7 protein-coding genes are annotated in these 11,221 nt (G+C 36.1%); 5 read left to right on the top strand and 2 right to left on the bottom strand.

What is annotated here, in order from left to right:
• Nucleotides 1-199: 199 nt before the first annotated feature.
• Together gap and V6255_RS12975 are read right to left on the bottom strand one after the other, a co-directional pair.
• On the bottom strand, nucleotides 200-1,192 hold the full coding sequence (gene gap / locus V6255_RS12980) for a type I glyceraldehyde-3-phosphate dehydrogenase (protein WP_341628541.1): 993 nt from the start codon (nucleotides 1,190-1,192) through the stop codon (nucleotides 200-202).
• 358 nt (nucleotides 1,193-1,550) lie between these two features.
• Nucleotides 1,551-2,444 (bottom strand): D-hexose-6-phosphate mutarotase, encoded by an 894-nt coding sequence (locus tag V6255_RS12975; protein ID WP_341628540.1) that lies wholly within the window; start codon nucleotides 2,442-2,444, stop codon nucleotides 1,551-1,553.
• Between the two features lie 295 nt (nucleotides 2,445-2,739).
• On the opposite strand from V6255_RS12975, the gene malQ reads away from it, so the two are divergent.
• The 5 genes from malQ (at nucleotide 2,740) to lpcA (ending at nucleotide 11,215) form a co-directional block, all read left to right on the top strand.
• Nucleotides 2,740-4,932 carry a 4-alpha-glucanotransferase gene (gene malQ / locus V6255_RS12970; RefSeq protein ID WP_341628539.1) on the top strand — a complete coding sequence of 731 codons (2,193 nt, stop codon included), beginning with the start codon at nucleotides 2,740-2,742 and terminating at the stop codon, nucleotides 4,930-4,932.
• 148 nt (nucleotides 4,933-5,080) lie between these two features.
• A complete protein-coding gene (gene glgB / locus V6255_RS12965; RefSeq protein ID WP_425355930.1) occupies nucleotides 5,081-7,294 on the top strand; it encodes a 1,4-alpha-glucan branching protein GlgB in 2,214 nt (737 codons plus the stop codon).
• Nucleotides 7,295-9,391, top strand: coding sequence for a glycogen debranching protein GlgX (gene glgX, locus V6255_RS12960; RefSeq protein WP_341628537.1), 2,097 nt, complete (start codon nucleotides 7,295-7,297; stop codon nucleotides 9,389-9,391). It abuts the gene before it with no gap.
• A gap of 293 nt (nucleotides 9,392-9,684) precedes the next feature.
• Nucleotides 9,685-9,969 carry a YeaC family protein gene (locus V6255_RS12955; RefSeq protein WP_341628536.1) on the top strand — a complete coding sequence of 95 codons (285 nt, stop codon included), beginning with the start codon at nucleotides 9,685-9,687 and terminating at the stop codon, nucleotides 9,967-9,969.
• A gap of 670 nt (nucleotides 9,970-10,639) precedes the next feature.
• A complete protein-coding gene (lpcA, locus tag V6255_RS12950; protein WP_160062153.1) occupies nucleotides 10,640-11,215 on the top strand; it encodes a D-sedoheptulose 7-phosphate isomerase in 576 nt (191 codons plus the stop codon).
• Nucleotides 11,216-11,221: the final 6 nt, after the last annotated feature.

Genomic DNA, 11,221 nt, shown 5'->3' with positions numbered 1-11,221 from the left:
AGCAGGCTTCAAATATTCTATTTAATTAAACTTATTTAGAAATAAGTGCAACTAGGACTAGCACTTTATTTCGTGTGTTAACTTAGTTCGATTTCGTTGTTTTCTGCTATGCCATTTAATGCATTTAATTTAATGTATTTTATTGCCGGCACAAAAAAGCCTGCGTATAGCAGGCTTCAAATATTCTATTTAATTAAACTTATTTAGAAATAAGTGCAACTAGGTCTAGAACTTTATTAGAGTAACCGATTTCGTTGTCGTACCAAGATACAACTTTAACGAATTTGTCAGTTAGTGATAAACCAGCTTTTGAATCGAATACAGAAGTTTGAGTTTCACCGATGAAATCTTGTGATACTACGTCATCTTCAGTGTAACCAAGAACACCAGCCATTTCATTTTCAGAAGCACGTTTCATTTCTGCACAAATTTCTTCGTATGTAGCTGCAGTTTTAAGGTTAACTGTTAAGTCAACAACTGAAACGTCAGCAGTTGGTACACGGAAAGCCATACCAGTTAGTAGACCGTTAAGTGCAGGAATTACTTTACCTACTGCTTTAGCAGCACCAGTTGAAGATGGGATGATGTTTTGAGAAGCACCACGACCACCGCGCCAATCTTTAACAGATGGACCGTCAACAGTTTTTTGTGTAGCTGTAGTTGCATGAACAGTAGTCATTAGACCAGATTCAATACCCCATTTATCGTTAAGTACTTTAGCGATAGGAGCTAGACAGTTAGTTGTACAAGAAGCGTTAGAAACGATATCTTGACCAGCGTACTCAGAGAAGTTAACGCCGTTAACGAACATTGGAACGTCACCAGAAGGACCAGTAAGAACAACTTTCTTCGCACCAGCTGTGATATGTTTACGAGCTGTTTCGTCAGTAAGGAAGAAACCAGTTGCTTCAGCTACTACGTCTACATTTACAGCATCCCATTTAAGGTCAGCTGGATCACGTTCAGCAGTTACACGTACAGTTTTACCGTTTACGATTAGGTTACCGTCTTTAACTTCAACAGTACCGTTGAAACGACCGTGCGTTGAGTCATATTTAAGCATGTAAGCCATGTATTCAACGTCGATTAAGTCATTGATTGCAACAACTTCAAAATCAGCACGTTCACATGCTGCACGGAATACGAAACGGCCGATTCGACCGAAGCCGTTAATACCTACTTTAATTGTCATTTTATTGTTCCTTATGGAGGTTTGATTTTTTAAACTTGTCATCATTATAAGCGCCAAATGCACCTAAGACTTGATGTTAGTCAAGTTATAAGCTCACAAAACAGTTTCTTAATTGTTTTTCTAAAAAAAGATACTGTATTTTTGAACTAATATCACAGTAATTAAATTACTAGGGCATATTAAGGGCAATTCCTCATAAAATAAAGGAAAACCATCATTAAACTATTATTTCTCGAACTATTTTAGCTTTTTACTTAAGTCAATAGCTAACTGTAACTAGTTCCATAACCTTATTTCATAAAATAGATTTTTTTATTTCAATTTTTGTGAATATTTTTATATTTATGAAAGTTATTATTTATTTTATAACCGTTTTAAGTGTGTGAGAGCATCCTGATTTAACTAATACACCTTGTTTAGCAGTAATTGCAGACTCTACACATAACATGGTTTTATAGCCATCATCAGGTAGATCTACGAATTTTTTGGCTATCTCAATCCATGGATTCCACACAACAACTGAGTCATTACCTTTATTATTAATGACTATCTTACGCTGATTACTTTCATCATTAACTACAATTTTTTGTTCATTTGCATCATAGATTGAGTCTACTGAACCGTTAATATTTAAAATTTGATCGCTATTCTTACGTTTACCGTTATCTAGAGAGTCTTTATAGCTAGCGGCAAGCCCTTCTACTGAGCAACGCCCACTGTCAGCGACATGTAAATAAGTATGAAGCGCACCACCATAAGTGAAGTCTTCGTTACTTGTATTATCAGTTACCAAACTTAATTCAATATGATCAGATAAAGAGGCTTTAAGTGTCAATGAGAAGTCATGATTCCAAATGGCTTTAGTCTCAGCTGTTGCCGTCAATGTAAACTCAAGATCGACACCCGTTTCATATTCATTAACAGCGGATAATATCCATTGACTAATTCGAGCAAATCCATGAGAAGGTAAATTTTTACTTTTACTTTCTTCAGTATTACCAAACCATGGCCAACAAATAGGAACACCTCCTCTAATCGCTTTACTGTGATTATAAGGCGTAGATTTACTGAGGTAGATAAGCGGTGCTTGTTGTTTGATTTGGAAATGAATTAAATGAGCGCCATGAAGAGAAAAAGTAGCGTCGAAATTTTTATGATTGATAACCACAAATTCAAAACCATTATCATCAACTTGCATGTTGATGGATGGGCTTAAATTTTTTGTTGTTTTAAGTCGCAAATGTGAAATCATTTTTGTTCCCTATGTCATGAATTGTATTTACAGCTGTTATCTTACTTCACATATTCTACTATATTGTTGATTAAAAATAATAAAACCTATTATTTGAATATTTTAAATGTACTCAAAAGAAGTTTAAATCGAAATTTCCTATGATTATTAATAGTATTTAATTTTATTTAATAAAAAAAATATCTTAATACGTGGTTGTTTATGGATTAAGTCGTTGCAAATATTCTGTATTAGTTAAATACTCATTTTAAATGATTAAAAACAGCAATAAATTAACCATATATATAGGTGTATTATGAGTAGTTCAACATTAGATTCATTTATGCAATTAAAAGGTATTGATCTTAATTTTATTGATGCTTGGGGTAAACCCACCACCGTGCTTGATGAAAACGTTAAAACGCTCATTAACCATATGGGATTCGATGCGTCAGACGATGCTGCTTTATCAGCTTATTATGAACAGGAAGAGTTACAGCATTGGTTATCTTTGTTAGCGCCTGTCTGTGTATTACAACAAGCTCCTGAATATCAACTCGAAGTTCATCTTCCTATCGACTTTGTAACAGACCCTTTGATTTATAGAATAACCACAGAAGATGGTCTGCAAATTGATAAAACAATTACCGCCACTGATTTTCCTTTATTAGGCTGCAAAGATATTTCTGATGTCGAATTTCAATTATATGAAGTGACTATCGAAGTTCCCCTTGCCCTTGGTTACCATCAATTAACTTTACTAGAAAAAGGCAATGATGAACCATTGGCTGAAATGTCTTTAATTATCACTCCTGAAACTTGTTTTACGCCAACGGCTATACAAGACGGTAAAAAGCTTTGGGGAACAAGCGTTCAATTATATTGTTTGAAAAGTCAAAATAACTGGGGAATTGGAGATTTTTCTGATTTAAAACAGTTATTAATCAAAACTGCTGAAAATGGCGGAGACTTCATTGGCTTAAATCCAATTCACGCACTCAATCCATCACAGCCACAAAATGCGAGCCCATATAGCCCTTCATCACGTAAGTGGTTAAATATACTGTATACCGATATCACTGCAGTAGCTGAATTTTCTCATTGTGATGCTTTACAAGCTGAGTTAGCCACATCTGTATTCCAACAACAACTATCAAACCTGAGAGATTCGAAATGGGTTGATTATGTTAATGTCACCACCGTTAAATTGAAGGCGCTCAGGGCGCTTTTTGATACATTAATAAATGGTAAAAAAGAAAATCAAATACGTTTAGATTCTTTGCATGAGTTTGTTACTCAGAAAGGGGACTCATTAACGCAACAAGCAGCATATGATGCGTTGCAATTTAAATTCTTAGCTGAGAATGAAGATTCTTGGGGGTGGCCATCTTGGCCTGAAGAGTTTCAATCATTTTCTAGTGAAAGTACACAATGTTGGATAGCTGATAATGAACAAGAGGTATTATTTTGGAGCTATTGCCAATGGGTTACAGAGACTCAATTAGCTGAAGCAGATGAACTTGCTCGTTCATTAGGAATGACGTTAGGTTTATATAGAGATTTAGCAGTTGGTGTAGGCAAAAGTAGCAGCGAAATTTGGGCAAATCATGATTTGTATTGTGAAAATGTTAGTATCGGTGCGCCACCTGATGTATTGGGACCGTTAGGTCAAAGCTGGGGGTTGCCGCCGCTTTCACCAGATCAACTATATAAGTCGGGCTATCAACCTTTCATTGAATTATTACAATCTAACATGAGCCATTGTGGTGCTTTACGTATCGACCATGTGATGGCCTTATTACGATTATGGTGGGTACCTGAAGGTTCAACCGCTGATAGTGGGGCTTATATTTATTACAATGTTTACGATATGTTGAATATATTAGCGCTAGAAAGCACACGTAACCAATGTTTAGTGATTGGTGAAGACTTAGGTACCGTACCCGAAGGCATGGATGTTTTATTAAAAGAGGCTGGCGTTTATTCTTATAAAGTATTTTTCTTTGAGCAAGCGCCCGATGGTGGTTTTATTTCTCCTTTACACTATATACAACAAGCAATGGCGACATTATCGACGCATGACATGCCGACGATTAAAGGTTACTGGCATTGTGAAGATCTGTATTTAGGTAGAACCCTAGGGCTGTATCCTGATGATGAAGTATTTAATCGATTACTTGCAGATAGAGTTGAAAGTAAGCAACAGATTTTAAATAGTTTACATGGCCATAACAGCGTACCGGATGATCTTTATCTGGATGCGAATACAACGGGTATGGATAAAGCATTAAATTTTGCACTTCAAAAGCACCTTGCAACGGGCAGTGCTTCATTGCTCAGTTTGCAGCTTGAAGATTTCTTAGAGATGGATCAACCCGTTAATGTTCCAGGAACAAGTAATGAATACAGAAATTGGCAACGTAAGTTAACGCATGACGTAGACGCTATTTTTACTGATACTGATATTCAGCATTTAATGAAAGCGTTAACAGAAGCGCGCGCTAAATAATTAAATTCAGGCTAGATAAACTTCGAATTAGGTATTTAATATGACTAAGAAACCAACGGTAAAGAAAGTAGCTACAAAAGAAAAAACTGTAAAGAAGACAACAGTCAAAAATGTAGTAACTCCTAAAGTAGGCGAAGAAATCAATACAATGCCATTAAAATTAACGTTACTCAACCAACTTGAAAAAGCAACATTAGCCAATCCTTTTGAACAACTAGGCTTAATTAAAAACGCCAACGGTATAGGTTTTTTATTAAGAGTCTGGTTACCAGAAGCAACAGCCGTTTCATTTTCTGCGCTTGATGGTTCGCATCTTTCTGGTGAGTTAATAAAAGTTTATGATGCTGGCTTATTCGAAGTTAGTTTACCTTCTGTTACTGATAAGTTTGTTTATCAATTAAATGCTAAATATCTAAATGATGTACATGAGTTTGTAGACCCTTATCAATTTCATGATATTGCATTTGAAGGATTATCGACATTACATGAAGCACCACAAAATGTTTATCATACACTTGGGGCACAATTAAAAACGATTGTCGATAATGACGTTAAAATTTGTGGTGTACGTTTTATTGTTTACGCACCCAATGCGAGTAGTGTTAGTTTAATCTCTGATCATAATCATTGGAATGGGCAAATTCATCCCATGCAGCGAAGTTGGTGTGGTCATTGGGTATTATTTATTCCTGGTTTATCAGCTGGTTGTGCGTACAAATTTGAATTAAAAGATGCGATGGGTAATCGTTTACCACATAAAGCCGATCCCGTTGGTTTTCAAGCTGAATTATACCCATCACATTCATCGATAGTAGTTGATCATGATGCTTATCAGTGGAATGACCAAACATGGCAAAATACTCATACCGGTGACAAACGCTTTACGGCGATGAGTATTTATGAAGTTCATTTAGGGTCATGGAAACGTAAAAATGAAAACGGTGTAGAGCGAATGCTTAGCTACCGTGAACTTGCTGAGGAGCTATTACCTTATTTAGTTGAAATGGGTTACACGCACTTAGAAGTACTCCCTATATCAGAGTTTCCATTTGATGGATCTTGGGGTTATCAACCCGTCGGTTTATTTGCTGCAACCAGCCGTTTTGGTGATGCAGATGATTTAAAATACTTTATTGACCAATGTCACCAAGCCGGTATTGGCATTATCGTTGATTGGGTACCCGCACATTTTCCTGCCGACCCACACGGTCTAGCGCGTTTTGATGGAACACCTTTGTATGAATACGAAGATCCTAAGCGTGGTTGGCACCCTGATTGGAATTCTTACATTTATGACTTTGGTCGTGACAATGTCCGTCAATTCTTAGTTGCTAGTGCACTTATTTGGCTAGATAAATTCCACGTTGATGGGCTGCGAGTCGATGCAGTTGCCTCTATGCTGTATTGGGATTACTCACGTGAAGAAGGTGAATGGGTACCTAATGTTGATGGTGGCAATCATAACTATGAAGCGATTAGCTTATTAAAATGGTTTAACGAAGAAGTGTATAGCCAATACCCTAATGCCATGACTATTGCTGAAGAATCAACAGCATTTAGTGGCGTTTCAAAACCAACCTTTGAAGGCGGTTTAGGCTTTGGTTTTAAATGGAACATGGGTTGGATGCATGACACGTTAAGCTATATTCAACAAGATCCGATGTACCGTAAATACCATCATCATGAAATGACCTTCGCGATGGTTTATCACTATAACGAACATTTTGTTTTACCTATTTCACATGACGAAGTGGTACACGGTAAAAAAAGTATGTTGAATAAAATGCCAGGCGACGAATGGCAAGCAGCTGCTAATTTACGTGCTTATATGGGATATATGTATGCGCACCCTGGTAAAAAATTAAACTTTATGGGCGGCGAGTTCGGACAAAGCCGTGAGTGGAATCATAATCAAAGTTTAGATTGGGACTTATTGGCTTTTGATAAACATAAGGGCCAACAAAAATTGATTGCTGATTTAAATCATTTTTACAAAGATAACTGTGCCATGTATGAATCAGATTATGAACCACAAGGTTTTGAATGGCTGGATCATAGTGATGGTGTCAACAGCATCATCTCATTTATTCGCTATAATTTAGATAAAAGTGAATATGTTATCTGCCTTTCTAATTTTACACCTGTGCCTCGCGAGAAATACCGTGTGGCAGTAGAAGAAGCTGGCCAATATGAAGTCGTTATCAATACTGATAGTGAATATTATTGGGGAAGCAACTATTCAATGGGTGATCTAATGGGCGTGTTTGTCAGCGAACCTTACCCTTGGCAAGGCAAAGGCCATTCAATTGTTGTTAATTTACCTCCATTATCATCAGTTTATTTGAAGAAAAAGGAAGTCTAAATGTCAAAACATGATATTAAAATAGACCTAACCACCATTAATGCTAAGCACCTATTCACTACTTCTAATGGGAAAAGCCTTCCTTTAGGAGCGACTTTAGATCAGCAAGGCTGTAATTTTTCAGTGCATAGTCAAGGCGGGAAAAGTGTTGAGTTATGTCTTTTTGATAAGCATGACAATCAAATAGACAGTTATTTTCTAAAGGTTTCTCATTCACATCTTTGGCATATTCATTTACAAGGCATTAAAGCGGGACAAAAATACGGTTATCGAGTTGATGGTGAATATCAACCTAAAAAAGGGATGTTATTTAATAATAAGCATTTATTAATTGATCCTTATGCGAAATGCTTGAGTAAAGTGCAACACAGTTTTGTACAAGCTCAGAGTGATGTTGATGATCTGTATGTCGCTAAATCGGTTGTGGTTGATGACAGCTTTGAATGGCAAGGCAGTGAAAAACCTAATATAGACGATCAAGATCGTATTTTATATGAAGTCCATACTAAAGGGTTTACTCAAACAAACCCTAATATACCCTTACCTATGCGCGGTAAATATTTAGGTTTGTCACATCCCGAAAGTATCAAACATTATCAATCATTAGGTGTGACGAGTTTACAAATCATGCCTGTTTTTAGTTTTGTCAGTGAGTCTCGTTTAAGTGGTTTAGGGTTAACCAATTATTGGGGATATAACCCCATTAATTTCTTTGCTCCGGAAACGCGATATTCTCAATATGATGCGATTTCTGAATTTAAGACCATGGTGCGAGAGTTACATGCCGCTAATATTGAAGTGATCTTAGATGTTGTGTTTAACCATACTGCGGAGTCTGGAAATGATGGTCTCGTATTAAGCTTTAAAGGATTTGATAATAGACAATATTATACTTTTGAAAGTAATAAACAGGGAATTGACTTCCAGCGTTATAGTAATCATTCCGGTTGTGGTAATACGGTTAATTTAGATTTTTCTTGGTCATTAAAGATAACACTCGATGCTTTGCGTTACTGGGTGACTGAAATGCAAGTTGATGGTTTTAGGTTCGACTTGGCAGTGACTTTAGCGCGTGAGCCACAAGGATTTACTGAAAAAAGCGCTTTTTTTAAAGCTTTATCACAAGATCCTATTTTAAGTGATGTTGTATTAATTGCTGAACCTTGGGACATTGGGCCAGGTGGTTATCGTCTAGGCGCTTTTCCTGAACAATGGAAAGAATGTAATGATCGATACCGAGATACTATGCGTTCTTTCTGGCGAGGTGATACAGGCAAAGTCTCTGAAGTGGCAACACGTTTGATAGGTTCTCACGACTTTTTTCCATTAAGTAATCGAAGTAATACTACTAGTGTTAACTATATCTGTTATCACGATGGTTTTACATTAGACGATTTAGTGTCTTTCCAAGACCGTCATAATCAAGCTAATGGCGAGAGTAATCGTGATGGTCATGGAAATAACCTTTCTGCCAATTATGGCTGTGAAGGCCCGACTAAAGATAAACGTATCAATTGCTTAAGACAGAAGCAAAAACGCAACATGATTACGACCTTGTTTTTGTCTCAAGGTACCCCGCATTTTTTAGCAGGTGATGAAATGGGGAATCACCAATCAGGCAATAATAATGCGTATTGCCAAGATAACCAAATTAGCTGGATTAATTGGGATCGTTCAGAAGCTGATTTCGCCTTGCTTGAATTTACCTCTAAGTTAATTGAATTACGCAAACAGTCGCGTTTATTTGGTGACTTGCTGCTCGACGATAACGATGAGAATAGCGATAAAGTGACCTGGTATCACCCCGACGGTTATTTAATGGAAGAAGTAGATTGGCATGCCTCTAATTCACAGGCCATTGCCGTTGAGTTAAGTGAAGCAGATCCTGAAGGTGAACATTGGTATTTAATTTTAAATGCTTCAACTTACCAAATTGCTTGTGAGTTGCCTGCATTAACAGATAACAAAGATTGGTTTATGGCATTGGATACCAGTTGTGCAACCGGTAAATTAGTCGAAGATTCAAGTAAAGTAGACATTCCTGTTCATGCCAAAGCACATTCAATATTGTTATTTAAAGCCGTTAGTCAGAAATAACGGTTTGTGTTCTTTTATAGCTTCGTATGACTATTTGCGATTTTTATTTGTAATTTTTACATCTAATTTATTATGTAAACTGCTTAGCAATAAGTGGCTTTTTCTTTTTAAGGGTTAGCTAATGGTTGCTAACATTAGTTACTGTTAGTTGAAGTTAAAGATAAAGTTAAAGATAAAGATAAAAAGTAGACCAACAGCAAAAAATTATTGCTCCACAAAAACATCACTAGATAATTTCAAACAAATAAATATACTTCATCACATTCAAATTAAAGTAGTAAAAGGCAAAAACAGTGGCAAATATAAATGACTATGCAAAAAATATCACTCCAGCGCTTTATCAGAAGCTAGCAACTGCTGTTGAAACAGGAAAATGGTTAGACGGTGCCCCGTTAAGTGAAGAACAAAAAGCACATTCTCTACAGCTAGTTATGGCTTATCAAAAAGAATTTAATATAGAACCTGATCATTTTACTATTGCTCAAAATGGTGAAATTTACATGGAGTCTAAAAAAGTATTAAAACAACAGTTTGCAGATCCTGATGATAACTCTGAAGTGCATCTCATTAACTTATAAATATTGAACGCCTATAATTAGGGCTAAGCTACGGCTAAGCGTCACTCAGTATCGGCGCTCAATAAATATGTGAGTGCTTTACACATGCCTAGCGCATAAATGATCCAGTTAAAAGCTAACTCATTTATGCACTAATGTTTCAAATATGTTTATCCACTATGTTTCTGCTTAAACTTCCTCCATTATTTATTGTCTTTAAGTTACTCTTCTATTAAACAATTTTCTGAATGGCTTAAAACCTTCATAAAAGTTAAAAATATAACAATAATTTACGTCATTAGTACCTTAATAAGTTATATTAACCACGATAGAATTTTTCTTTTTTAAGTTTAATAAAATGAACTTAAAAAGCACAAAGCTTAACTTTGGTGACTATTTAATACAGAAAAATGCCTATGAATAATGATTACAATAATCAAAAGCTATAATGCTCGGTTCGTTTGTATTGAAATTAATTAAGTTTTATTAATCAAGCTTAATCAATAGCTCTTAACCAATGGAATGTATTTATAGTCAGAAAGTGGCGCTAATAAGCGATATGTTATTAGGCTCTTTTTGAAAGAGTTGTTTAGAGGATTTGTTTAGAAGAATAAAATATTCGTCACCGGCATCAAGCTGCTGGTGGATAGTTATACCCAAGGTATTAATCTCAATTATGTAAGTAGGTATTATGAATTTATCATTAATTAAAGATGAGTTGTTAGAAGCACAAACAGTCTTATCTGCATTCTTATCAGATCAACAAAATTTACAGAATATCGAAGATGCTGCTTCGTTATTAGCGGAATCTTTCAAAAATGAAGGTAAAGTATTAGCTTGTGGTAATGGAGGGTCTCATTGTGATGCAATGCATTTTGCTGAAGAATTAACGGGGCGTTATCGTGAACATCGTCCGTCGTATCCTGCGATTGCTATTTCAGATGCCAGCCATATTTCTTGTGTCGGTAATGACTACGGATTTGAATACATATTTGCGCGTTACCTTGAAGGCGTTGGCCGCAGTGGTGATGTGTTATTTTGTTTATCAACCAGTGGTAACTCAGGCAATATTCTAAAAGCGATTGATGTTGCTAAATCTAAAGGCATTAAAGTCATTGCCTTAACAGGGAAAGACGGTGGAAAAATGGCTGGACTAGCGGATGTTGAAATTCGTGTACCGCATTTCGGTTTTGCCGATCGCATCCAAGAAGTACATATTAAGATCATTCATATCTTGATCTATTTAATTGAAAAAAAGATGGCTTAGGTTTAA

The sequence above is a fragment of the Psychromonas arctica genome (assembly GCF_038155225.1).
GTDB lineage: Bacteria > Pseudomonadota > Gammaproteobacteria > Enterobacterales > Psychromonadaceae > Psychromonas > Psychromonas arctica_B.
Note: the sequence above shows the minus strand (reverse complement) of the source record. Positions and strands in the feature narration are given on the sequence as shown.

Excerpts from the sequence above, each read along its gene's own strand:
- gap (WP_341628541.1), bottom strand. The coding sequence starts at position 1,192 with ATGACAATTAAAGTAGGTATTAACGGCTTCGGTCGAATCGGCCGTTTC.
- V6255_RS12975 (WP_341628540.1), bottom strand. The coding sequence starts at position 2,444 with ATGATTTCACATTTGCGACTTAAAACAACAAAAAATTTAAGCCCATCC.
- malQ (WP_341628539.1), top strand. The coding sequence starts at position 2,740 with ATGAGTAGTTCAACATTAGATTCATTTATGCAATTAAAAGGTATTGAT.
- glgB (WP_425355930.1), top strand. The coding sequence starts at position 5,081 with ATGCCATTAAAATTAACGTTACTCAACCAACTTGAAAAAGCAACATTA.
- glgX (WP_341628537.1), top strand. The coding sequence starts at position 7,295 with ATGTCAAAACATGATATTAAAATAGACCTAACCACCATTAATGCTAAG.
- lpcA (WP_160062153.1), top strand. The coding sequence starts at position 10,640 with ATGAATTTATCATTAATTAAAGATGAGTTGTTAGAAGCACAAACAGTC.